Source organism: Actinosynnema sp. NPDC004786 (assembly GCF_053601135.1).
On record NZ_JBSGBG010000012.1, the window covers coordinates 21,349 to 44,369 of the forward strand.

Here is a 23,021-nt window from a genome sequence, read left to right on the forward strand (position 1 = left end):
GGTAGGGCTGGAAGTGCCCCCTTGACACGCGCGGTAGGGCTGCGCCAGGTCGGCGGGATGACACGGAACCCTTGTTGTGTTGTGTGGCTGGTTGGCCGGGTGTGTAGGTCAGTTGTCCTTGGTGGCCAGGCGCATCGCGGCCAGTGAGAGGCCGATCAGGACGTAGCAGCCGGCCAGGGCGGTGCTGCGCCACAGCTGTTCGGTGGGCAGCGGGTCGCGCATGACGTCGATCAGGCCGTCCCACGCGGACGTGATGAGGTACGGGTGCAGCCAGTCCAGGGCGCTGAACACGCCCAGGACGGCGAAGACGATGACGCCGGCCATCGTCGCGGCCATCACGACGAGCGGGTGCTCGGTGCAGGCGGAGATGGCCAGGGCGATCGCGGCCACCCCCCAGACCTGGACGGTGACCAGGAGGATCGTGAGGACGATCCGGCCCAGGGCCGCGCCGACGGACAGGGTGTTGCCCGAGAGGGTCAGCATCCCGTCGCCGCCGAACAGGACCACGCCGGTGACGGCGCCGACGAGGGCGATCAGGGTCACGGCGAAGAGGGTCATCGTGGCGACGCCGAACGCCTTGATGCCCAGCAGCCGCAACCGGCCGACGGGGGAGATCATCAGGCCGCGCAGCGTGCCGTGCTGGGACTCGCCGGCCAGGCCGTCCGCCGCCCAGATCGCGCCCACGAGGGGCAGCAGGAGGGGGAGGGCCAGGAACAGCGTGAACACCGGCAGGACCAGGCCGTTGCCGGAGATGATGGCGGCCAGGCCGGGGCCTGCCGGGCCGTCGCCGTCCGCGGCGAACCACAGGCCGATGCCGGCCAGGATCGGGACCAGGCACAGCGACGCGAGTCCGATGACGGTGCGCGGGCGGCGGATGATCCAGCGCAGTTCCGAGCGCAGTTGCCGGCCCAGCGGGGCGCGGGTGGCGACCAGCGCGCTCATCGGACGCCCTCCTCGATCGTGTCCACGGCGGACAGGTTGTGCTCGGTCTCCTCGGCTTCGGTGAGCCGGGCGAACAGGTCTTCCAGGCCCGTGCGGTGGCGGCGGGCCTCGTGCACCGGGACGTTCGCCTTCACCAGCGTTTCCACGACGGCGGGGGCGGTGGCGCCGATCAGCTCGACGCGCACGCCCTCCTCCATGGGGCGCGCGGAGATCCGGGCGGCGCGCAACGCGTTCAGGGCCTCGTCCACGTTCGGTGTCACGACGAGCAGCGAGCTGCTGTCGGCGTGCAGCAGTTCGGCCAGCTCGCCCTGCGCGACGACGGTCCCCCGGTGCAGGACGGCGACGTGGGTGCAGGTCGCCTCGATCTCGCTGAGCAGGTGGGACGACACGACGACCGTGCTGCCGGCCTCGTGCAGGTCGGCGATGACCTTGCGGACCTCGCGGGTGCCGGCCGGGTCCAGGCCGTTGGTGGGCTCGTCCAGCACGATGAGCTTGCGCTTGACCAGCAGCGCGGCGGCCAGGCCGAGCCGCTGCTTCATGCCGAGCGAGTAGCCCCGGTAGCGGCGGTGCGCGGCGGCGGCGAGGCCGACCCGTTCCAGCGCGTCCTCCACGGCCTGCCGGATGTCGCCGGTGGCCAGCAGCGGCTCGAAGGCCGCCGCCCGGCGCAGGTTCTCCCGCCCCGACAGGAACGGGTGGAAGCCCGGACCCTCGACCAGCGCGCCGACGTGCGGCAACGCCTGGGCGACGCCGTCGGGCAGCGGCCGGCCCAGCAGCTCGACCTCCCCCTCGGTCGGCCGCACGAGGCCGAGCAGCATGCGGATCGTGGTGGTCTTGCCGGACCCGTTCGGGCCGAGCATCCCGAGCACCGCGCCGCTCGGCACGTCCAGGTCCACCCGGTCCACCGCGACCGTCCGCCCGTACACCTTGCGCAGCCCCCGCGTCCGGGCCGCGAGGACCGGGGTGGAGCCGGCGCCCACCGGCTCCACCCGCGCGCTGGTCGAGGTGGTCACTTGACCTGGCCGATCGCGTCCACCAGCACCTGCTCCGGCACCGCGCCCGCGGCCACCCGGCCGTCGTCGGCGATCAGCACGCCGCCGACCCGGGTGGTGATCAGCGTGCCCGAGCCCCAGGCGCCGCTCACCTTCTTGCCGACCTGGTCCAGCAGGCCCTGCACGTCGATCTCCTGCCCCTCGCCGCGGTGCTGCCACCGGCCTTCGCGGCCGTTCTGCTCCTGGCGGTCGGCGAGGCCGGCGAGGGCGTCACGCGGCACGCGGGCGGCCAGCACGACGTCCCAGCCCTCGCCCACGACCTGCGGGTTCGCCTCGGTGAACGCCTTCTCGGCGGCGGCCTTGTCCTCCGCCGACGGCTCCTGCGCCTGCGGCTCGGTCACCTTCGCGCCGGGGGGCGGGGTGAACGAGAACAGCGACGCGTCCTGCGGGCCGACGTTCAGCTCGGAGAACCCGACCTGGACGGCGGGCGCGTCCGTGCCGTTGGTGAGCACGGCCACCCGCAGCGGCACCCGCAGCTCCGAGTCGACCGCCACGCGCACCTCGCGCAGCACCGTCTTCTCGGTCGGCTTCGGCGTCAGCACCAGCTCGTACACCGGCCGGTTCGCGACCCGCGCGGTGCCGTCCACGGTGACGTCGCTGTACTGCTGGATCGCCGCCACGACCTGCCGGGACAACGTCACCGGGTCGGTCGGCGCGGCCTTCGCCTCGCCGGTCAGGTCCGGCTTGGCGTCCTGGAACGAGCCGTGCGGCAGCTTGGCCACCGTCTGCTCGGCGGAGTTCCACAGCCACCCCGTCTGCCCGTCGTCGACGAACGTGCGCTCGGAGTCGCCGCCGGGCAGCTGCACCCGGACCCGGCCCTCGCCGTCGGTCCAGATCCGCAGGCTGCTCGCGCCGTCCGACAGCTGCGGCACGCCGGCGATCGCCGGGATGCCCAGGTCGTTGTCCACGTCGACGGTGCCGCCGAACGCGGTCGGCTTCGCGTCGAGCACGGACTCGACCAGCGCCTCGGCGGTCACGTCCGGCAGCACCGGCGCGGGCCCCGCCCCGGCGGGCATCGCGAGCAGCCCCAGCCCCGTCGCGCCGGCGACCACGCCGACCGCCGCCGCCACGACGGTCACCCTTCTGCGGTTCATGTCCCCTCCTCCTGCCGGGCAGCCCCGTGCGACCCGACGACACAGACCCTCCACCGGCGGCGCTGAGACCACGCTGAGAGCGGCCCCGAGGCTGAGAGCGCACTGAGACTCCCGAGCCGATTGTCCTCCTCACGGGGCATGCTGGTGGGCGTGAGACCACGGGTGCTGGTAGTGGACGACGAGATCGGCGTGCGGCGCGCGTTGGAACGCGGCCTGTCCGCGGAGGGCATGGAAGTGGTCACCGCCGCCGACGGCCCCAACGCCCTGCGCGTGGCGCTGACCGGCGCGTTCGACGTGGTGCTGCTGGACATCATGCTGCCCGGCCTGTCCGGCTACCGGGTGCTCCAGCGGATGCGCGCCGAAGGCGTGCGCACCCCCGTGCTCATGGTGTCGGCCAAGGACGGCGAAGTCGACCAGGCCGACGGCCTCGACCTCGGCGCGGACGGCTACCTGGTGAAACCGTTCTCGTTCGTGGTGCTCGTGGCGCAGGTCCGGGCGTTGCTGCGGCGCAACTCCGCCGACCTCGGGCGACGCCGGCTCAAGCTCGGCGACCTGGTCGTGGACCGCGCGGTGCGCGAGGTGAGCTGGGCGGGCGAGCCGGTGTCGCTGTCGCCGCGCGAGTACGCGGTCCTCGACGTGCTGGCCGGGCGGGCCGGGTCGGTCGTGACGAAGGACGAGCTGCTGCGCACCGTGTGGGGCGACGAGCAGGCCGCCACCCGCAACGCGGTCGAGGTGTACGTCGGCTACCTGCGGCGCAAGCTCGACGCCATGGGCGCGGGCGAGGTCGTGCGGACCGTGCGCGGCCACGGCTACCTCGCCTCCACCCCCGACCTCGACGCGGCGATCGGGTCGGCCGGGACCCGACGCCGGTGAACCTGCGCCGGTGGTGGCCCCACCGCTGGTGGCTGCGGCGGACGCTGCGGTTCCGCATCACCGTCGTGGCGACCGGCGTGGCCCTGCTGTGCCTGCTCGCGTTCACCCTGCTCGCCCCGCGGCTCATCGGGATGGTCCAGGTCCACGCGGTGGACCTGGAGCTGGCCGAAGCCGAGGACGTCCGCGTGCTCGACACCGCGGGCAACCCGCTCGACGGCGGCCCGCGGCCCGACCTGACCCCGGCCGACATCCGGGCGCTCAAGGCCGGTGAACGGGTGCTGCGCATCGACGGCCCCAGCGCGCACCGGTGGATCGGGCGGGTCGAGTTCGCCGCCGACGGCACACCGCAACTGCACGTGGCGGGCGACACCCTGGTCGGCTACCGCGAGGCCAACCGGCTGGGCACGCGCTGGCTCGCGCTGGCCGCCGTGCTCGTCGCCGGGCTGGTGGGGATCGCGACGTGGCTGGCCGTGCGGTCGTCGCTGCGGCCCGTGGAGCGCATGCGGCTCGCCGCGGCCGAGCTGCCGCGCGGCCGGCGCCTGCCCGTGCCGGCCGCGCGGGACGAGCTGCAAGCGCTCGCCGAGGCGTTGAACGCCCTGCTGGCCCGACGCGACGAGGCCACCGAACGACTGCGCCGGTTCACCGGTGACGCCGCGCACGAGCTGCGGTCGCCCGTCACCTCCGTGCGGGCGCAGGCCGAGGTGGCGGTCGCCCACCCGGACCCGGACTTCTCCATCGAGGTCCTCGAATCGGTGGTGGAGGAGTCCGAACGGCTGTCCGCGCTGGTCGACGCGCTGTTGATCCTGGCCCGCGCGGACACCGGCGAGCTGCCCCGCGCCGAACCCGTCGACCTGGTGCTCCAGGCGCAGGCCGCGGTGGACCGGCTCGGCGAGACGGATTTGCTCGTGCGGCTGGCCGCGCCGATGAGCGCGTGCCTGATCTCCGCCGCGCGCACCGAGGTGGAGCTGGTGCTGGACAACCTGCTGCGCAACGCCGCCCGTTACGCCCGCACGTTCATCCGGATCTCCGTGCTGCCGGCCGCGCGGGAGGTGCGGCTGCTCGTGGACGACGACGGGCACGGCATCCCCGAGGAGCACCGGGAGAAGGTGTTCGACCGCTTCTACCGGGTCGAGTCCGACCGCGGCCGGGCCACCGGCGGGTTCGGCCTGGGCCTCGCGCTGGTGGCGCACCTCGTGCGGCGGCGGCGCGGCACCATCCGGGCCGGCGAGTCGCCCGAGGGCGGCGCGCGGCTGGAGGTGCGCTGGCCGCTCTACCGGTGACGCCGTGGTGGCAGGATCGGCGACCGTGCCCGAGCTGAGAGCCACCACCCTGGTCGACGCCCCGCTGCGGACGGTCGCCGCCGCGCTGCTCGACGCCCGGCTGCTGGCCCGTGCCGTGCGCGGCCTGGGCGTGCGGATCTCGGGCGGCGGGCCGGTGCTGCACGTCGGCGCGTCGCTGACCGGGTCCGTCGGGCCGCTGCGGGGGACGCTGGCCGTGACCAGGGCGGACGCCACGGGCGTGTCGGCGGCGCTGGTCGACGGGCCGCTGCCCCGGTTGAGCCTGGTCACGGACCTGCGGCACACCGGCGGCGGGACGATGGTGGTCGACTCGGTGGAGTGGTCGAGCCCCGGCGGGCCGGTCGGGCGGCTGGCCGACGTCCTGGTGGGCCGCGGCCTGGCCCTGAAGGTGCTGCGGGCGCGTGCGGCGGCCGTGTCGCGGCGCAGCGTCGAGCTGCTGGGCGCACGGGTGGTGGTGGGCGCGGCGATCGTGCACGACGGGCGGCTCCTGGCCCAGCAGCGCAGCTACCCGCCCGAGGCGGCGGGCAGGTGGGAACTCCCGGGCGGCCGGGTGGAACCAGGCGAAACGGACGAAGCGGCCGTGATCCGCGAGTGCGCCGAAGAACTCGGCGTCACCGTCACCCCCGGCGCGCAACTCGGCCCGGACATCCCCCTGACCGACGACCTCCTCCTCCGCGCCTACACCGCCACCCTGACCTCCGGCACCCCGACCGCCGTCGAACACCGCGCCCTGCGCTGGCTCTCCGCCATCGACCTGGACACCGTCGACTGGCTCCCCGCCGACCGCGTCCTCCTCCCCGCCCTCCACCCCCTCCTCCCGTGACCCCGCCCCAACCCGCGCGTGTCCTACGTCCAGAACGCGCGTGTCCTACGTTCGGAACGCGTGTGTCCTACGTTCAGAACACCCGAGTTGAGCGTTCAGAACAGTCGATCTTGTTCTGAACGTTCAACTCGGGGTGCGCGAACGTAGGACACACGCGTTCTGGACGTAGGACTCACGCGGGGTTAGTTGAGGCCCGAGAGGCGCAGGGCGGCGTCCAGGCGGTGGCGGCAGCGGTCGCGGGAGCGTTCCGCGCCGTGCGCGCGGGCCCGGTCCAGCTCGGCCGGGTCGTCCAGCAGGCCCTGCGTCACCTCGCGCACCGGCCGCAGCTCCTCGACCACCGCCTCCGCGGCGGCCTCCTTCAGCTCCGCGTAGTCCCGGACCGAACCCGCCAGCTCAAACGGGTCCTTCCCGGTGCACGCCGCCAGGATCTCCAGCAAATTCGCCACCCCCGGCTGCTCCTCCGGCGCGTAACGCACCTCGCCCCGGTCGTCGGTCACCGCACGCCGGATCTTGCGGCGCACCAGGTCCGGCGGGTCCAGCACGAACACCGTGCCCGCCGCGTCCTTCGCCGACTTCGCCATCTTCCGCGACGGGTCGGCCAGGTCGCGCACCCGCGCCGCGGTCGGCGGCACCACGGCCCGCGGCACCGCGAACACCTCGCCGTAGGTGCCGTTGAACCGCCGCGCCAGCACCCGCGCCAACTCCACGTGCTGCCGCTGGTCGTCACCGACCGGCACCTCGTGCGCGCCCTGCAGCAGGATGTCCGCCGCCATCAGCACCGGGTACGTGAGCAGGCTCAACCGGACCGACGACCGGCCCGCCGACTTCTCCTTGAACTGGATCATCCGGGCCGCCTCGCCGTACGTGCAGGTGCACTCCAGCACCCACGTCAACGCCCCCAGCTCGCGGACCAGGTCCGACTGCACCGCCACCGACCGCGGGTCCACGCCGGCGGCGACGAGCACCGCCAGCTGCTCCCGGGTCAGCGAGCGCAGCCGTGACGGGTTGTGCGACGTGGTCATCGCGTGCAGGTCGCTGATGAAGTACACGTCCTCCCCGGTCCCCTCGGCGGCCCACCGCCGGATCGCGCCGAGGTAGTTGCCCAGCTGGACGGGGCCGGACGGGGTGATCGCGGACAGCCTGACCATGGTGATCCCTTCGGGGTGTGCCCGCTCGAAGAGACCCCCGGAAACCGCGAAGGCCGCCCCAGCGGGCGGCCTGCGTTCGTCTGCGCGCAGTTCTCAGGGCCGCCGGAAGGCGGACCACCAGAACGTGTGAAGAGCGCGCACAACCCGGATTCTAGCGCGTCACCCCGGCGTGTCACGGGGCTACATTCGACCCATGTACGTCGTGCTGCTGGAGTACATCGCACCGCTGGACGAGGTCGACTACGCCCTCCCGGACCACGTGGAGTGGCTGAAGAAGCAGTACGAGGCCGGGAACTTCCTGGTCTCGGGCCGTCAGGTGCCCCGGTCGGGCGCCGTGATCATCGCCCGACCGATGTCGCGCGGGAAGCTGGACGCGCTCCTGGCCACCGACCCGTTCGTGATCCGCAAGCTGGTCAAGTGCCAGGTGGTCGAGTTCCAGGCCACCCGGACCGCCCCCGAGCTGGCCAGGGTCAACGAAGCCGTGTCCGGCTGACCGGCCACGGCCCCGCTCCACCCGGCGCCGGCCGGGCGGCCGCCCTCACGCGGCCTTCTTCTTCTCCTTGCGCTCCTGCTTGGCGGCCTTCTTCGCCGCCTTCTTCTTCGCCTTGAGCAGCGCGACCACCGGACAGCTCTTGCACCGGGGCGTCGATCGGCAGCACTTCTTCTTCACCTTGACCTTGCCCACGCGTTGTGCTCCACTCATCCGGGTGTCCTCAGAGTAGGTGAGGCTGACCTCACCTGCCGTGCCTGTGTGGTAAGGGCACGCCGCCCGGTAAGCTGTATTCAGGCTGCGCGCGATCCACGTCCGGCGCCTGGCTTCCCTCGCACACACAGCTCTAGGAGTTCCGCGTGCCCACGGCCACCGCGTCGATCAAGGAAACGCTGGTCCGCAACGACCTGCGCAACGTCGCGATCGTCGCGCACGTTGACCACGGCAAGACGACCCTCGTCGACGCCATGCTCCGCCAGTCCGGCGCCTTCTCCGAACGAGCGGAGCTGGTCGACCGCGTCATGGACTCGGGCGAGCTGGAGCGCGAGAAGGGGATCACGATCCTCGCCAAGAACACCGCGGTCCGCCGCCAGACGCCCGACGGGCCCGTCACCATCAACGTGGTCGACACCCCCGGCCACGCCGACTTCGGCGGCGAGGTCGAACGCGGCCTGTCCATGGTCGACGGCGTCGTGCTGCTCGTGGACGCCTCCGAGGGGCCGCTGCCGCAGACCCGGTTCGTGCTGCGCAAGACGCTGGCCGCCGGCCTGCCCGTGATCCTCGTGGTGAACAAGGTCGACCGCCCCGACGCCCGGATCTCCGAGGTCGTCGAAGAGGCCCACGACCTGCTGCTCGACCTGGCCACCGAGGTCGGCGCGGACGACTCGGTGCTCGACCTGCCCGTCGTCTACGCCTCCGCCCGCGCCGGCCGCGCGTCGCTGAACCAGCCCGAGGACGGCGGCCTGCCCGACGAGGAGAACCTCGACGTCCTGTTCGACGTGCTGTTCAAGCACATCCCGGCCCCGACCGGCGACGCCGACGCGCCGCTGCGCGCGCTGGTGACCAACCTCGACGCGTCGTCGTTCCTGGGCCGCATCGCGCTGTGCCGCATCGAGGCCGGCCGCATCCGCAAGGGCGAGACCGTGGCGTGGTGCCGCGAGGACGGCTCCGTGCACAAGGTCCGCATCACCGAGCTGCTGATCACCGAGGCCCTGGACCGCGTGCCCGCCGAGCAGGCGCGCGCGGGCGACCTGGTGGCCATCGCCGGCATCCCCGACATCACCATCGGCGACACGCTCGCCGACGTCGACAACCCCGAGCCGCTGCCGCGGATCACCGTGGACGAGCCCGCGATCTCGATGACCATCGGCGTCAACACCTCGCCGCTGGCCGGCCGCAACGGCGGCACCAAGCTGACCGCGCGGGTCGTCAAGGCCCGGCTCGACTCGGAGCTGGTCGGCAACGTGTCGGTGCGCGTGCTGCCCACCGAGCGGCCCGACACCTGGGAGGTGCAGGGCCGCGGCGAGCTGGCACTGGCCATCCTGGTCGAGCAGATGCGGCGCGAGGGCTTCGAGCTGACCGTCGGCAAGCCGCAGGTCGTGACCAAGACCATCGACGGCAAGCTGCACGAGCCGTTCGAGCGGCTGACCATCGACGCGCCGGAGGAGCACTTGGGCGCGATCACCCAGCTGCTCGCCAACCGCAAGGGCCGGATGGAGAACATGGCCGGCCACGGGACCGGGCGGATCAAGCTGGAGTACGTCGTGCCGTCGCGCGGCCTCATCGGCTTCCGCACCGAGTTCCTGACCGAGACCCGCGGCACCGGCATCGCCAACGCGGTGTCCGAGGGTTACGGCCCGTGGGCCGGCGAGATCCGGACCAGGCACAACGGCTCGCTCGTCGCCGACCGGTCCGGCCAGGTCACCGCGTACGCGATGATCCAGCTCGCCGACCGGGGCACGTTCTTCGTCGAGCCCGGCGCGGAGGCGTACGAGGGCATGGTCGTCGGCGAGAACCCGCGCGCGGAGGACCTCGACGTCAACGTGTGCCGGGAGAAGAAGCTGACGAACATGCGCACGTCGACCGCCGACGTGATGGAGACCCTGGCCCGGCCGCGGAAGCTGTCGCTGGAGGAGGCGCTCGAGTTCTGCGCCGCCGACGAGTGCGTCGAGGTCGCGCCGGAGGTCGTGCGGGTGCGGAAGGTGACGCTGGACGCGAACCAGCGCGGCCGCGAGCGCAACCGCAACAAGTTGCGGGGCTGACCGCCGCTCCTTATATATAGGGTGTGCTGACGGCACCTCGGGCTCCGGCCCGGGGTGCCGTCGTCGTCCCAGGACCGGTCGCCCAGGGCCGCCGAACACGATCGGGTGAACATCGGCCAAAAGTGTACGGAAACACTGTTACGGTCCCTCGGTTGGAACATGAGGAAACCGCGACCGACCACCCCGACCATCACCACCCCGACCATTACCACCCCGCCCCCGGCCCCCGACCCGGCCCGAACTCCGGTCCGATCCCGACTCCGGCCCCGGCTCCCATCCCGATCCCGACTCCGATCCCGGTCCCGCCCCCGGCCCTGATCCCGGCTCCCGCGCCGACCTGACGCCGGCCCGGAGCCCGAACCCGACGACCCGGAACTCGACCGCGGACCCGGCGAACCGCGCGCGTGCGTGAGCGGAGCGGCGGGAGGGGCGGTGGGCCGGTCGGGGTAGCGGGAGTCGTGGGGTTGGGCGTCAACTGTCAGCGCCGTCTGGCACGCTCGTACCCATGGGGACGCGAACGGTTCTTGCGGTGGTGGCTGCGCTCGTGCTGGCGGGCTGCACGGCGACGCCCCCGCCACCCCTGGTGCCGTCGACGCCGGGGATGACGGTCGTCCCGAAGGAGAAGCAGAACGAGATCGTCGTCGGGATGGACGACGTGAAGGGCGGGTACAACCCCCACACGCTGGCCAGCCAGAGCACGGTCACCACGGCGCTCGCCTCGCTGCTGCTGCCCTCGACGTTCCGGACCGACGCGGACGGCAGTCCGCGGCTCGACCTGGACCTCGTGGTCAGCGCCGAGGTGACCAGCGCGGAGCCGTACACGGTGACGTACACGTTGCGGCGGGACGCGAGCTGGTCGGACTCCGCGCCGATCGCGGCCGAGGACTTCGTGTACCTCTGGCAGCGGATGCGGGAGGAGCCGGGGGTGGTGGACCCCGCCGGGTACCGGCTCATCGACGACATCGCCAGCCGCGAGGGCGGCAAGGTGGTGGAGGTGCGGTTCAGCAGGCCGTACCCCGGCTGGCGGAACCTGTTCCGCCACCTCCTGCCCGCCCACCTGCTGAAAGACGCCCCCGGCGGGTGGGGGGCGGCGCTCGCGGACAGCTTCCCGGCCACGGCGGGGCCGTTCGCGGTCCGGTCGCTCGACCAGCCGCGCGGCGAGATCGTGCTGGAGCGCAGCGACCGGTTCTGGGAGGAGCCGCCCGCGCTCGACCGGCTGGTCCTGCGCCGCGCGAGCCAGCACGACACGATCGAGGCCCTCAACACCGGTGACGCCCAGGTCGCCCTCCTGCGCGCCGACGCCATCGCGACCAAGGACGTCGAGGAGCTGTCCCGGACGAACCCGCTCACCACGGTCGTCGTCCCGCGCCCGGAGGTCGTCCAACTCCTCTTCCGCCCCGCCGCGCCGCAGATGCAGGACGTCCGCGTCCGCACCGCGGTGATGAACGCGCTCGACCGCGAAGACCTGATCGCGCTCGGCGTCCGCAGCGGGCCCAGTGCGAAGCTCCGGGCGGACGCCCAGGTCATCCCCCCGAGCAAGCCCGGCTACACCCCGACCATGCCCCCCAAGGCCGGTGACCCGGCGCAACTCCTCACCGAAGCGGGTTACACCCGACCGGCGGGCGGGCAGTGGGAGCGTGACGGCAAGCCGCTCGAGTTGACCATCGCCGCACCGGCCGGGATCGAGCCGTACGTGGCCATCGCGAACCGAGTCCAACGTCAACTGTCATTGTCCGGAATCGCCGCGCGCGTCCTGACAACGCAGCCCAATGAGTTGTTCGGCCAAGATCTGTCGGATACCGCCGCGCCCAATGAGGTGGTCGACATTGCCGTCGTCCCCCAGGTGGACACCGGCGATTCCGCGGCCCTTCTGGCATCCACATTCGGGTGCCGGCCGTCACAGGACGACGGCGGTACACCCATTCCGGCGAATCTGTCGGGTTTCTGCGACCAGGCGGTCCAGCCGGTCATCGAGCAGGCCCTCAGCGGCGAGGTGCTGCTGGCCGACGCGCTGCGGACGATCGAGCCGGTCCTCTGGCAGCAGGCCGTCTCGCTGCCGTTGTTCCAGGTAGCCGACCTGATGGTGGTCCTCCCGGAGGCCACCGGGGTGGGCGCGGGCGCGCCGTTCGCCGGTCCGCTGAGCACCGCGCGCGCCTGGGAGCGCGAAGACCGTTGACCGTTGACCCGGACGAAACACTGGCTTCAAGATGCGTTCGCGGTGCAGTATTGACAGTATTCTCGCCGTCCGGTTAACGAACGCTCCCACCGGGTAACGACGGAGTTGCGTGCTGCGACCAACGTGTCACCCTTTGGTCACGATCGGCCGATGGGCAGTGACCGTGCCGCGCGCCGCTTCTTATCGTGCTGCAACGGTGTGTCGGTTCGGGGCGCGTTTGGCACATCACGGTTATGGGTGGAAGTCGGCTCAAACGGTCGCTCCAACCCAGTGCTAGGAGGGCACGTGTCGATGAGGAGATCAAAGGCTGTCTCGGCGCTTGCGCTGTTGACCGGAGCCACGCTCGTGCTGAGCGCGTGCGGTGGCGGCGGTTCGGGCAGCGGCGACCAGAGCGGGCCGCAGGACCTGGACCCCGGCGCCATCGGCGGCCAGGACGAGCTGTTCAAGCGTCCCAAGGTGGACGACATCGGCGAGGTCGCGGTCGCCGTGGAGGAGGGCTTCCACAACTACAACAACAACATCGGCGCGACGAACAACTTCTCCAGCACCATCGCGCTGTCCAACGTGCAGCCCTCGCCTTACATCACCGAGCTGGTCGACGGCAAGGTCATCATCAAGGTCGACGGCGACCTGATGGAGTCGGTCAAGGTCACGTCGAGCGACCCGCAGACGATCGAGTGGAAGGTCCAGAAGGCCGCGGTCTGGTCGGACGGCGAGCCCATCGACTGCGACGACTTCTACCTGAAGTGGCTGGCCGCGACGAGCAAGGCCACCGTCAAGGGCGAAGGCGGCGAGGAAGCCTCGATCTTCGACTCGTCCCCCACGGGCTACGAGAACATCGAGAAGCTCGAGTGCTCGGACAACGACAAGACGATCACCACCACGTTCTTCAAGGACAAGCCGTTCGCGGACTACCGCGGCCTGTTCTCGCAGCCCGGTAGCGACAGCCTGCTGCCGGCGCACATCCTGGAGCAGAAGACCGGCGTCGCGGACATCACCAAGGTGACGCCCGCCCAGAACGACGAGACGGTCCAGAAGGTCGCCGACTTCTACACGAAGGGCTGGCTGGGCTTCGACCCGGCGGTCGCCCTGTCCGGCGGCCCGTACCAGATCGTCTCCACGGACCTCAAGGACCAGACGGTCCTCGAGCGCAACCCGAAGTGGTGGGGCAACCCCGGCGGCCCGGCCAAGGTGATCCTCAAGACGAACACCGACGCCCAGTCCGCGGCCCAGCAGCTGCAGAACAAGGAAGTCAGCGTCATCGCGCCGCAGGCCGACCCGGCGGTCGCCCAGCAGCTCCGCGGTGACAGCGCGTTCGACGTCTACGCGGCCGGTGGCCAGACCTACGAGCACGTCGACTTCAACATGGCGGTCCCGCTGTTCAAGGAGAACAAGGACCTGCGCCTGGCGATCGCCCAGTGCTTCGACCGCGAGGCCCTGGTCGAGAAGCTGATCGCGGACGTCGACCCGAACGCCAAGCCGCTCGGCAGCCTGACGTTCCAGCCGAACGAGGTCGGCTACGAGGACCACTACGGCGACATCGGCAAGGGTGACGTCGCGGCGGCCAAGAAGACCCTCGAGGACGGCGGCTGGAAGCAGGGCGCCGACGGCATCTACACCAAGGGCGAGTTCCGCGCCTCCTTCAAGCTGGGCCACAAGATCGTCCAGCGTCGTTCGGACACGGTCCGGATCCTGCAGGACAAGTGCAAGCAGGCCGGCATCGAGATCGTGGCCGACCAGGCCGCGGACTTCAACGACAAGCGCCTCCCGGCCAGCGAGTTCGACGCCGCGCTGTTCGCGTGGGTCGGCCAGCCGCTGAAGGCCGGCGCGTACGGCAACTACGCGCAGAAGTCCAAGGGCGGTTCCGGCAACTACAACAACTACGACTCCGCCGCCCTGACGGAGAAGTGGGCAGCCGCGAACGGCGAGCTGGACTACCAGAAGCGCATCACGATGATGAACGAAGCGGACAAGATCATGCGGGACGACCTGCACAGCATCCCGCTGTTCCAGCTGACCGACTTCGCCGCGTCGAGCGCGGACATCGGCCCGATCTCCTACATCGGTGTCGGCGGTGGCGTGACCTGGAACCTGTACGCCTGGCAGAAGAAGTAATTACGACGCCGGGCTCGCCGAGAGTCCAGTGATGTGAAGCACGACCCAACCGCCGGGGGGCCGGTGCCACAAGCACCGGCCCCCCGGACGGTGTCCGCGTCCGGTAGGCTCCCACGCTTGCACGCGGGGGTGCCTAGGGAGACTAGAGACTCGTCATGTTCCGTTACATAATCCGGCGGTTGTTGATCTCGATTCCGCTGTTGATCGTCGCTTCATTCCTATGCTTCGGACTCGTCAACGCCATGGGCGATCCCCTGGGTGAGTGGAAGCTCGCGAAGCCCCGGACACCGGCGGAGATCGCCGCCGCTTACGAGCGGACGGGCTACGACAAGCCGTTCATGGAGCGCTACGTCAGCTGGGCGGGCAACTTCGTGACCGGCGACTGGGGCGAGTCCGTCGTCCCCGGCAACGCGGGCAAGCCCGTGAAGGAAGACCTGACCAGGGCGTTCGGCGTGACCCTGCGCCTGATCATCGGCGCGGAGCTGATCGCGCTGCTGCTCGGCATCGCCGTGGGCGTCGTCGGCGCGGTGAGACAGTATTCGATATTCGACTACACCGCGACCGGCATATCGTTCGCGATGTTCTCGATGCCCTTGTTCTGCGTGGCGCTCGTGCTCAAGGCGGGCGGCATCGAGTTGAACAACTGGCTGGAGTCCATCGGCGCCGACCGGTGGATCATCACCGCGGGCCCGCCGGGCGACGGGTTCGGCGGCAGCTTCGGCGAGCAGGTGTTCCAGTACAGCGGCGCGTACATCCTGCCGACCATTTCGCTGGTGGTCATCCAGTTCGCGCTCTACAGCCGTTTCCAGCGCGCGTCGATGTTGGAGACGCTCAACGCCGACTACGTGCGCACGGCGCAGGCGAAGGGCATTTCGGAGCGGCGGTCGATCTTCCGCCACGCGTTCCGCAACGCCCTCATCCCGATCATCACGGTCTCGTCGTTGAACATCGGCGCCGGCTTCGGCGGCGCGGTGATCACCGAAACGGTCTTCAGCTGGTCCGGCATGGGCAAGTTCATCGTCGAGGCGATCGAGCGGAAAGAGCCGTACCAGGTCCTCGGCTTCATGATGCTGACGGCCGTGTTCATCATCGTGTTCAACCTGATCGCGGACATCCTGTACGCCTTCCTGGACCCGAGGATTCGCCTTGACTGAGATCGGTTCCCCCGTGGCGCAGGCTCCCGCGCCCCAGCAGGGCGAGGCGAGCACGTTCGACACGACCACGGCGCGCAAGCAGTGGCAGGTCATCCTGCGGCGGTTCGCCCGCCACAAGGCCGCGCTGTTCGGCCTGGTCCTGTTCGTGATCCTGGTGCTGTTCGCCTTCTTCGGCGGGTTGTTCTGGAAGTACCCGTACACGGACCTGGGCTTCAAGCGGTACCTGCCGCCGAGCGCCGACCACCCGTTCGGCACCGACCGGCTGGGCGGCGACATGGTCGCCCTGATCATCCGCGGCACCCAGTTCTCGCTGCAGATCGCGATCGTGGTGGCCGTGCTGTCCACCGTCATCGGCGTGGTGCTGGGCGCGGTCGCGGGGTACATGAAGGGCTGGGTCGACACCCTGATCAGCCGCTTCATCGACCTGCTGCTGGTGATCCCCAGCCTGATCATCGCGGCCGTGCTGGTCCGCAACAGCTTCGTGGTGTCCGTGGCGGGCGGCAGCGGCGGCAGCAACTGGCTGATCGTGGCGCTGTACCTGGGCCTGATCGGCTGGCTGTCGATCGCCCGGGTGATCCGCGGCATGGTGCTGTCGCTGCGCGAGAAGGAGTTCGTGGAGGCCGCCCGCGCGCTGGGCGCGTCCACGTTCCGGATCGTGTTCCGGCACATCCTGCCCAACACCGTGGACGTGATCATCGTGAACGCCACGCTGGCGATCGCGCAGGCGGTGCTGCTGGAGGCCGCGCTGTCGTTCATCGGCCTGGGCGTGCAGAGCCCGGACACGTCGCTGGGCCTGATGATCAGCCTCAACAAGAACGAGCTGACGCTGCACCCGTGGCTGTTCCTCACCCCGTTCGTGTTCATCGTGCTGATCTCGCTCGCGGTGAACTTCATCGGCGACGGTCTCCGGGACGCCTTCGACCCGCGGCAGAAGAGGGTGAAGGCATGAGCGAGGTGGACGTGACCGCCGCCGGAGGTGGCAATCAGATGACGGCCGTGACCGAGTCGATCTTCGACAACACCGCCGGCGGCGAGAAGCTGCTGCGGGTCGAGAACCTGTCGGTCGACTTCCCGACCGACGACGGCACCGTGCACGCCGTGCGCGACGTGTCGTTCACCCTCGGCCCCGGCGAGGTGCTGGGCATCGTCGGCGAGTCGGGTTCGGGCAAGTCGGTGTCGTCGATGGCGATCATGGGCCTGCTGCCCAAGACCGCGAAGGTCGGCGGGTCGATCAGGTTCAAGGACCGCGAGCTGGTGGGCCTGAACTACAAGCAGATGCAGCCGGTGCGCGGCAACGGCATCTCGATGATCTTCCAGGACCCGATGACGTCGCTGAACCCGGTGTACACGGTGGGCTGGCAGCTCGCCGAGGCGCACCAGGCGCACCACGACGTGTCGAAGAAGGCCGCGTGGGCCAAGGCCGTCGAGGCGCTGGAGCTGGTGGGCATCCCGCAGCCGGACCGCCGCGCCGCCCAGTACCCGCACGAGTTCTCCGGCGGCATGCGGCAGCGCGCGATGATCGCCATGGCGATCATCAACGACCCGGACGTGATCATCGCGGACGAGCCGACCACGGCGCTGGACGTGACCGTGCAGGCGCAGATCCTGGACACGCTGCTGCGCATCCGGGACGAGACGAGCGCGGGCATCATGGTCATCACGCACGACCTGGGCGTGGTGGCGGGCATGGTGGACCGCGTGCAGGTCATGTACGGCGGCACGGTCGTCGAGCAGGGCACCGTGGACGAGGTCTTCGAGGCCCAGCGGATGCCGTACACCGTCGGCCTGCTGGGTTCGATCCCGAACCCGAACATGCTCGGCAAGCGGCTCACCCCGATCAAGGGCGCGCCGCCGTCGCTGATGAACCTGCCGCAGGGCTGCTCGTTCTCGCCGCGCTGCCCGCTGGCGATCGACGAGTGCCGCCGGACCGAGCCGCTGCTGCTCGAGACCGACCGGCCCGGCCACTTCGCGCGGTGCCACCGCTCCGCGCACCTGGCCACCATCGAGAACCCGCAGCGGTTGTTCGCCCACGACGAGATCGGCGTGGTCGAGAACCCCGCGGCGCTGACCATGGCCAACCCGGACGTCCCGGTGAGCGAGGACCTCGACGTGGTCGAAGCGCGGCTGCACGAAGAGGAGAACCCGACCTCATGACCTCCACCGACATCAACCCCCAGGCCGGCGGCCTCGCCTCGGGCGGCCGTCCGGGCGAGACCCCGCTGCTGGAGGTCAAGGACCTGGTCAAGTCGTTCCCGGTGCGCGGCGGCGGCATCATCCCGCGCACGGTGGGACAGGTCCAGGCGGTGTCCGGCGTGAGCTTCGACCTGTACCCGGGCGAGACGCTCGGCCTGGTCGGCGAGTCGGGCTGCGGCAAGTCCACCACCGGGCGCGCCATCCTCCAGCTGCACAAGCCGACGTCCGGCTCGGTGAAGTTCGAGGGCCGCGAGCTGACCCGGCTGCGCGGCAAGGACCTGCGCGGCGTGCGCCGGGACATGCAGATCGTGTTTCAGGACCCGTACGCGTCGCTGAACCCGCGCTGGCAAATCAACGAGCTGATCTCCGAGCCGTTCAAGATCCACGGCGTGCCGGAGGGCGGCAACCGGGACGTGCAGGCGCGGGTCAACGAGCTGATGGAGCTGGTGGGCCTCAACCCGGAGCACCGCAACCGGTACGCGCACGAGTTCTCCGGCGGCCAGCGCCAGCGCATCGGCATCGCCCGCGCGCTCGCGCTCAACCCGAAGCTCGTGGTGCTGGACGAGCCGGTGTCCGCGCTGGACGTGTCGGTGCAGGCGGGCGTGGTGAACCTGCTGGAGGAGCTGCAGGAGCGCCTGGGCCTCGCGTACCTGTTCGTGGCGCACGACCTGTCGGTGGTGCGGCACATCTCCGACCGGGTCGCGGTGATGTACCTCGGCAAGATCATCGAGATCGGCGACCGGGAGGACATCTACGCCCGGCCGATGCACCCGTACACGCAGGCGCTGCTGTCCGCGGTGCCGGTGCCGAACCCGAAGGTGGAGCGCCGCCGCCAGCGGATCGTGCTCACCGGCGACGTGCCGTCGCCGGTGAACCCGCCGTCGGGCTGCCGCTTCCGCACCCGCTGCTGGAAGGCGCAGGACATCTGCGCCGTCGAGGAGCCGAAGCTGGAACGGCGCGGCGACGGCAGCGGCACGCTCTCGGCGTGCCACTTCGCCGAAGTGGTGCCCGCGCTCGTCGGCTGAGCCGCCCGGCCGCCGCCGCGTGACGTGACCCTCGTGGCACGAACCGCGGCGGCGGCCGATTACTCTCATCCGGTGACGCTCACTGCTCCACCACGGTTGCTGCTGGTACACGCACATCCCGACGACGAAAGCCTGTGGACGGGCGGCACGATCGCCCGCTACTCGGCGGCGGGCGTGCACGTCACCGTGGTCACCTGCACCCTCGGCGAGGAGGGGGAGATCATCCCGCCCGCGCTCCAGGAGCTGACCGCCGACGCGGCCGACCAGCTCGGCGGGTACCGGGTCGCGGAACTCAGGTCGGCGTGCGCCGCGCTGGGCGTGACCGACCACCGGTTCCTGGGCGGCATCGGCCGCTGGCGGGACTCCGGCATGGCGGGCGTGGCGGCCAACGGGCACCCGCGGGCGTTCGTCAACGGGTCGTTCGACGACCAGGTCGCCGCCCTGTCCGAGATCATCGCGTCGGTGAAACCGCAGGTCGTGGTCACCTACGACGCGTTCGGCGGCTACGGCCACCCGGACCACATCCGGGCGCACGAGATCACCACGGCGGCCGCGACGGACGTGGACCGGGTGTTCCACGCGGTCACGTCCCGGTCGGCGGTGGAGGCGGGCGCGGCGGCGCTGGCGGAGATCCCCGACCTGCCGTGGCGGCTGCCCGAGGAGGGCGAGCTGCCCGTCACCGACGACGCCGCCATCACCACCACGATCGACATCTCCGAGCACCTGGTGGCGAAGCTGCGGGCGCTGCGGGCGCACTCGACGCAGATCAGCGTGTGGCAGGACGGCTCCGGCCGGGCCGCCTACGCGCTGTCCAACGGCATCGCGCAGCCCGTCGTGCAGGCCGAGCACTACGTGCTGGCCAGGGGGCCCGCGGCGGGCGCGGAGACGGACCTGTTCGGGGGGCTGGATTGAGCGATCGCCTGGCGCTCGTCGGGATCGCGGTCGCGGCGTTCGCGCTCGCCGTGCTGGAGCTGTTCTTCCTGCCGCTGCGGCTGGACGGCACGCTGCTGCCGCGGGTGGACGACCTGCCGTTCCCGATCACGGTGGTGCTCGCGATCGTGACCACGCCGCTGCTCGTGGTGGCCGCGTCCTGGCACGCGCGCCGCACCCTGGGCGTGGTGTCCCCGCTGCTGGTGTGGATCGGCACGCTGCTGCTGTTCGGCTTGTTCGGACCGGGCGGCGACGTGGTACTCCTCAACGACTGGCGCACCCTGGCGCTGTTCGCCGGGGGCGCGCTGCCGGGCGCCGTCACGGTGGGCGCGCACATGGGGAGGACCGCCGGTGGCCGAGGCGATCACTGACCGGGACGTGGTGCGGGCGCTGCGCCCGTTCGTGCGGGCGACCGGTCCGCTGCTGGACGCGTTGCGCGACGCGAACCTGCTCGGCCTGCGCGACCGCGAGGTGGAGCGGGACGCCGACCGCACGCTCGTCGACCGGCTGTGGGACCAGCTGGCGTCGGTGAAGGCGCCCGGCACGGCCGCGTGGGCGCGGCTGGACGTGACCGGGCGGGACGAGTTCTGGCTCAACCGGGTCGGCCGGGTGGTGTCGCTGGTCGCGGCGCTGCCCGGCCTCGGCGGCGTGCTGGCCGACCGGCTGCCGGTCCAGTCGGCGCTCGGCGCGGCCGGGCAGGGCCTGCTGCTGTCGGCGATCGCGGGCGAGCACGGGTTCACCTCCACCGAGGACCGGGTGCGGCTGCTCGCGCACGTGCTGTTCCAACGCGAGGTCGACGGGCTGCCGGTGGACCGGCGCGACGAGGACGAGCGCACCGCCGAGCTGACCGAGGACCTGCGGGGGCGGTCCACGTTCCGCGCGATCGGCGGCACGATCTGGAAGCTCGCCAAGGTCCTCTGGAAGCTGGAGGACGAGCTGGACAAGCGGCCGCAGGGCCGGCTCCGCCACCAGGCCCTCGGCATGCTGCCCGTCGTCGGCGTGGTGGGCGACTACTTCGGCGAGCGCTCGGCGTTGAAACGGGTCCGCGCGGCCGCCTACGAGTGGTTCGACACCCAGTAGCGGTAGCGGTGGTGCTCGCCGAAGCCCAGCGACCCGTAGAGCGCGATCGCGGCCTCGTTGTGCTCGGCGACCTGGAGCGCGCACGTCGTCGCGCCGCGGTCCAGGCCCCACGCGGCCAGGCCCGCCATCAGCCGCCGGGCCAGTCCCCGCCGCCGCGCCTCGGGCCGCACCGCGAGCCGCGCCACGTGCAGCAGGTCGCCCACGACCGCGCCGCGCACCGCGGCGAGCACCCGGCCGTCGCGCACGACCGCGCCGAACCCGACCCGCTCGCCGGACGTCAGCACGTGCCGCTGCGCGGGCGTCGGGTCCGGCTGGGCGGCCAGCTCCCACCATCCGGGAGGCGGCGAGCCGGCCACCACCACGTCGGCGGGCTTCGGGGTGGCGAACCGATCAAGCCGGCCGGTCATCACCAGCGACTCCGCGCCGCCCGGGTGGTCGAGGTCGACCCGCCAGCCGGCCGCGCGCACCCCGGCCTCGGCGGGCGCGCCGACCACCACGTGCGCGGTCGGCCGGATGCCGTGCGCGGTCGCGAAAGAGATCACCTCGCGGAGCGCGTCCGGCACCGGCACGCCGGGATCGCCCGTGGTCAGGGCGCTGTTCGCGCGTCCGGTGAACCCGCCGGCGGCCCGCAGCCGCCACTGGCCGAGCGGCCGGTCGACCAGGGCCGGCCACGCGTCGGCACACCGCTGCTCCAACTCGGTGACGTCGTGCACCACGGCATCGTGCCCCGCGCGGCCGGACGGCGGTCTGTGAGCTGGAGCACGGTGCTGATAAGGCAAGCCTGCGCGTTGGACAATCGACTTCGCCGCGTACTCTCCGGCTTGCGCGGTGTGGACCAGAACAAGAGCAGGAGAGCGCAGTGACCTATGTGATCGCCCAGCCGTGCGTGGACGTGCTCGACAAGGCGTGCATCGAAGAGTGCCCCGTCGACTGCATCTACGAAGGCGACCGGATGCTCTACATCCACCCGGATGAGTGCGTCGACTGTGGTGCTTGCGAGCCGGTGTGCCCCGTCGAGGCCATCTACTACGAGGACGACGTGCCGGACGAGTGGAAGGAGTACACCAAGGCGAACGCGGACTTCTTCGCCGAGCTGGGCTCCCCCGGCGGCGCGTCCAAGGTCGGCAAGGTCAGCGCGGACCCGCCTTTCATCAAGGCCCTCCCGCCGCAGGCGTCGCACGAGTGATCTCCGGCGCCTCGCGGCGGCTCCCGGACTTCCCCTGGGACTCGCTGGCCGACCACGCCGCCACGGCGCGCGCGCACCCCGGTGGCGTGGTCGACCTGTCCATCGGCACGCCGGTGGACCCCGTGCCCCCGGTGATCCGCGAGGCGCTCGCGTCGGTCTCCGACGAGCCCGGCTACCCGACCACGCACGGCACGCCCGCGTTGCGGGAGGCCGCGGTGGGGGCGTTGGCGCGGCGGCACGGCGTGACCGGGCTCGACCCGGTGGCGGTGCTGCCGACCATCGGGTCCAAGGAGCTGGTGGCGTGGCTGCCGACGTTGCTGGGCCTCGGGCCGGGTGACGTGGTGGCCATCCCGGCGCTGTCGTACCCGACGTACGAGGTCGGCGCGCGGCTGGCCGGGGCGTCGGTGGTGCGGCTGGCCGACGGCGAGCCGCCGCCGCCCGGGACGGCGCTGGTGTGGCTGAACTCGCCGTCCAACCCGACCGGCCGGGTGCTGGACGCGGAGCGGATGGCGCAGGCCGTGGCGGACGCGCGGGCGGTGGGGGCCGTCGTGGCGTCCGACGAGTGCTACCTGGCGCTGGCGTGGATGGCGTCGCCGGTGTCCGTGCTCGCGCCGTCGGTGACCGGGGGTTCGCTGGACGGCGTGCTCGCGGTGCACTCGCTGTCGAAGTCGTCCAGCCTGGCCGGGTACCGGGCGGGGTTCGTGACGGGCGACCCGGCGCTGGTGGCGTCGCTGCTGGAGGTGCGCAAGCACGCGGGGATGATCGTGCCCCGGCCCGTGCAGGCGGCCATGACGGCGGCGTTGGAGGACGACGCGCACGTGGCGGAGCAGCGTGAGCGGTACCGGGCGCGGCGGGACGTGCTGCTGCCCGCGTTGACCGCGGCGGGGTTCACCGTGGACCACTCGGAGGCCGGGCTGTACCTGTGGTCGAGCCGGGACGGCGAGGACGCCTGGGACACCGTCGCGTGGCTGGCGGACCGGGGCATCCTGGTCGCGCCGGGCACGTTCTACGGCCCGACGGGCGACCGGCACGTCCGCATCGCCCTGACCGCCTCCGACCACGCCATCACCACCGCCACCACCCGCCTGACCACCTAACCCCGCGTGTCCTACGTTCGCGTCACGCGTGTCCTACGTTCGGAACACCCGAGTTGAACGTTCAGAACAACCAGCAGCGTTCCGAAC

22 protein-coding genes are annotated in these 23,021 nt (G+C 71.6%); 16 read left to right on the forward strand and 6 right to left on the reverse strand.

What is annotated here, in order from left to right; genetic code table 11:
• Positions 1-108: 108 nt before the first annotated feature.
• The 3 genes from ACWEFJ_RS12840 to ACWEFJ_RS12850 are packed head-to-tail and all read right to left on the reverse strand — an operon-like array spanning position 109 to position 3,085.
• Entirely contained in the window at positions 109-942 is an 834-nt protein-coding gene (locus tag ACWEFJ_RS12840; RefSeq protein WP_378097896.1) for an ABC transporter permease, read from the reverse strand.
• On the reverse strand, positions 939-1,952 hold the full coding sequence (locus ACWEFJ_RS12845; protein WP_449713849.1) for an ABC transporter ATP-binding protein: 1,014 nt from the start codon (positions 1,950-1,952) through the stop codon (positions 939-941). The genes ACWEFJ_RS12840 and ACWEFJ_RS12845 overlap by 4 nt, the downstream gene beginning before the upstream one ends.
• Positions 1,949-3,085 (reverse strand): LolA family protein, encoded by a 1,137-nt coding sequence (locus ACWEFJ_RS12850; RefSeq protein ID WP_449713850.1) that lies wholly within the window; start codon positions 3,083-3,085, stop codon positions 1,949-1,951. The genes ACWEFJ_RS12845 and ACWEFJ_RS12850 overlap by 4 nt, the downstream gene beginning before the upstream one ends.
• Before the next feature lie 138 nt (positions 3,086-3,223).
• Between ACWEFJ_RS12850 and ACWEFJ_RS12855 the strand changes: the two genes are divergently transcribed.
• From ACWEFJ_RS12855 to ACWEFJ_RS12865, 3 genes are read left to right on the forward strand one after another with little or no spacing between them, the layout of a single operon-like run.
• The gene (locus ACWEFJ_RS12855; protein WP_378097904.1) at positions 3,224-3,958 is read left to right on the forward strand and encodes a response regulator transcription factor; all 735 of its coding nucleotides are present in this window, start codon (positions 3,224-3,226) and stop codon (positions 3,956-3,958) included.
• Positions 3,955-5,238 carry a sensor histidine kinase gene (locus ACWEFJ_RS12860; protein WP_449713851.1) on the forward strand — a complete coding sequence of 428 codons (1,284 nt, stop codon included), beginning with the start codon at positions 3,955-3,957 and terminating at the stop codon, positions 5,236-5,238. Before ACWEFJ_RS12855 ends, ACWEFJ_RS12860 begins: the two co-directional genes overlap by 4 nt.
• A gap of 25 nt (positions 5,239-5,263) precedes the next feature.
• Positions 5,264-6,079, forward strand: coding sequence for an NUDIX domain-containing protein (locus ACWEFJ_RS12865; protein WP_449713852.1), 816 nt, complete (start codon positions 5,264-5,266; stop codon positions 6,077-6,079).
• Positions 6,080-6,261: 182 nt separating this feature from the next.
• Here ACWEFJ_RS12865 and trpS read toward each other — a convergent pair whose 3' ends face one another.
• Complete coding sequence (trpS, locus tag ACWEFJ_RS12870; RefSeq protein ID WP_449713853.1) at positions 6,262-7,227, reverse strand: tryptophan--tRNA ligase; 966 nt, start codon at positions 7,225-7,227, stop codon at positions 6,262-6,264.
• Between the two features lie 193 nt (positions 7,228-7,420).
• On the opposite strand from trpS, the gene ACWEFJ_RS12875 reads away from it, so the two are divergent.
• Positions 7,421-7,720, forward strand: coding sequence for a YciI family protein (locus tag ACWEFJ_RS12875; protein ID WP_378094603.1), 300 nt, complete (start codon positions 7,421-7,423; stop codon positions 7,718-7,720).
• Between the two features lie 45 nt (positions 7,721-7,765).
• Here ACWEFJ_RS12875 and ACWEFJ_RS12880 read toward each other — a convergent pair whose 3' ends face one another.
• Positions 7,766-7,930, reverse strand: a complete 165-nt coding sequence (locus tag ACWEFJ_RS12880; protein WP_378094601.1) for a hypothetical protein — start codon at positions 7,928-7,930, stop codon at positions 7,766-7,768.
• A gap of 146 nt (positions 7,931-8,076) precedes the next feature.
• On the opposite strand from ACWEFJ_RS12880, the gene typA reads away from it, so the two are divergent.
• From typA to ACWEFJ_RS12930, 10 genes are all read left to right on the forward strand, one after another.
• Complete coding sequence (typA, locus tag ACWEFJ_RS12885) at positions 8,077-9,978, forward strand: translational GTPase TypA (RefSeq protein ID WP_378094599.1); 1,902 nt, start codon at positions 8,077-8,079, stop codon at positions 9,976-9,978.
• Positions 9,979-10,483: 505 nt separating this feature from the next.
• Positions 10,484-12,154 (forward strand): ABC transporter family substrate-binding protein, encoded by a 1,671-nt coding sequence (locus ACWEFJ_RS12890; protein WP_449713854.1) that lies wholly within the window; start codon positions 10,484-10,486, stop codon positions 12,152-12,154.
• Positions 12,155-12,481: 327 nt separating this feature from the next.
• A complete protein-coding gene (locus ACWEFJ_RS12895; protein WP_378094595.1) occupies positions 12,482-14,269 on the forward strand; it encodes an ABC transporter family substrate-binding protein in 1,788 nt (595 codons plus the stop codon).
• Between the two features lie 155 nt (positions 14,270-14,424).
• Positions 14,425-15,423, forward strand: a complete 999-nt coding sequence (locus tag ACWEFJ_RS12900) for an ABC transporter permease (protein ID WP_378094593.1) — start codon at positions 14,425-14,427, stop codon at positions 15,421-15,423.
• Positions 15,416-16,372: an ABC transporter permease gene (locus ACWEFJ_RS12905; RefSeq protein ID WP_378094591.1), complete on the forward strand. Its 957-nt coding sequence runs from the start codon at positions 15,416-15,418 to the stop codon at positions 16,370-16,372. Before ACWEFJ_RS12900 ends, ACWEFJ_RS12905 begins: the two co-directional genes overlap by 8 nt.
• Positions 16,373-16,410: 38 nt before the next feature.
• Entirely contained in the window at positions 16,411-17,577 is a 1,167-nt protein-coding gene (locus ACWEFJ_RS12910) for an ABC transporter ATP-binding protein (RefSeq protein WP_378094607.1), read from the forward strand.
• Positions 17,574-18,641, forward strand: a complete 1,068-nt coding sequence (locus tag ACWEFJ_RS12915) for an ABC transporter ATP-binding protein (RefSeq protein WP_378094589.1) — start codon at positions 17,574-17,576, stop codon at positions 18,639-18,641. The genes ACWEFJ_RS12910 and ACWEFJ_RS12915 overlap by 4 nt, the downstream gene beginning before the upstream one ends.
• A gap of 72 nt (positions 18,642-18,713) precedes the next feature.
• A complete protein-coding gene (gene mshB / locus ACWEFJ_RS12920; protein ID WP_378094587.1) occupies positions 18,714-19,553 on the forward strand; it encodes an N-acetyl-1-D-myo-inositol-2-amino-2-deoxy-alpha-D-glucopyranoside deacetylase in 840 nt (279 codons plus the stop codon).
• A complete protein-coding gene (locus ACWEFJ_RS12925) occupies positions 19,550-19,942 on the forward strand; it encodes a hypothetical protein (RefSeq protein ID WP_449713855.1) in 393 nt (130 codons plus the stop codon). The genes mshB and ACWEFJ_RS12925 overlap by 4 nt, the downstream gene beginning before the upstream one ends.
• Entirely contained in the window at positions 19,923-20,651 is a 729-nt protein-coding gene (locus tag ACWEFJ_RS12930) for a hypothetical protein (RefSeq protein WP_449713856.1), read from the forward strand. The genes ACWEFJ_RS12925 and ACWEFJ_RS12930 overlap by 20 nt, the downstream gene beginning before the upstream one ends.
• On the opposite strand, the gene ACWEFJ_RS12935 is transcribed toward ACWEFJ_RS12930, so the two are convergent.
• On the reverse strand, positions 20,627-21,364 hold the full coding sequence (locus ACWEFJ_RS12935; RefSeq protein WP_378094581.1) for a GNAT family N-acetyltransferase: 738 nt from the start codon (positions 21,362-21,364) through the stop codon (positions 20,627-20,629). The genes ACWEFJ_RS12930 and ACWEFJ_RS12935 overlap by 25 nt on opposite strands.
• A 146-nt stretch (positions 21,365-21,510) precedes the next feature.
• Here ACWEFJ_RS12935 and fdxA point away from each other — a divergent pair, with 146 nt between their 5' ends.
• A complete protein-coding gene (gene fdxA, locus ACWEFJ_RS12940; RefSeq protein ID WP_378094579.1) occupies positions 21,511-21,837 on the forward strand; it encodes a ferredoxin in 327 nt (108 codons plus the stop codon).
• On the forward strand, positions 21,834-22,934 hold the full coding sequence (gene dapC, locus ACWEFJ_RS12945; protein ID WP_449713857.1) for a succinyldiaminopimelate transaminase: 1,101 nt from the start codon (positions 21,834-21,836) through the stop codon (positions 22,932-22,934). The genes fdxA and dapC overlap by 4 nt, the downstream gene beginning before the upstream one ends.
• The last annotated feature ends 87 nt before the right edge of the window (positions 22,935-23,021 follow it).

What these genes read in the sequence shown, in the direction of transcription:
- ACWEFJ_RS12840 (WP_378097896.1), bottom strand. Translation starts at nt 942, where the DNA reads ATGAGCGCGCTGGTCGCCACCCGCGCCCCGCTGGGCCGGCAACTGCGC.
- ACWEFJ_RS12850 (WP_449713850.1), bottom strand. Translation starts at nt 3,085, where the DNA reads ATGAACCGCAGAAGGGTGACCGTCGTGGCGGCGGCGGTCGGCGTGGTC.
- ACWEFJ_RS12855 (WP_378097904.1), top strand. Translation starts at nt 3,224, where the DNA reads ATGCTGGTGGGCGTGAGACCACGGGTGCTGGTAGTGGACGACGAGATC.
- trpS (WP_449713853.1), bottom strand. Translation starts at nt 7,227, where the DNA reads ATGGTCAGGCTGTCCGCGATCACCCCGTCCGGCCCCGTCCAGCTGGGC.
- ACWEFJ_RS12875 (WP_378094603.1), top strand. Translation starts at nt 7,421, where the DNA reads ATGTACGTCGTGCTGCTGGAGTACATCGCACCGCTGGACGAGGTCGAC.
- ACWEFJ_RS12880 (WP_378094601.1), bottom strand. Translation starts at nt 7,930, where the DNA reads ATGAGTGGAGCACAACGCGTGGGCAAGGTCAAGGTGAAGAAGAAGTGC.
- ACWEFJ_RS12890 (WP_449713854.1), top strand. Translation starts at nt 10,484, where the DNA reads ATGGGGACGCGAACGGTTCTTGCGGTGGTGGCTGCGCTCGTGCTGGCG.
- ACWEFJ_RS12900 (WP_378094593.1), top strand. Translation starts at nt 14,425, where the DNA reads ATGTTCCGTTACATAATCCGGCGGTTGTTGATCTCGATTCCGCTGTTG.
- ACWEFJ_RS12910 (WP_378094607.1), top strand. Translation starts at nt 16,411, where the DNA reads ATGACGGCCGTGACCGAGTCGATCTTCGACAACACCGCCGGCGGCGAG.
- ACWEFJ_RS12915 (WP_378094589.1), top strand. Translation starts at nt 17,574, where the DNA reads ATGACCTCCACCGACATCAACCCCCAGGCCGGCGGCCTCGCCTCGGGC.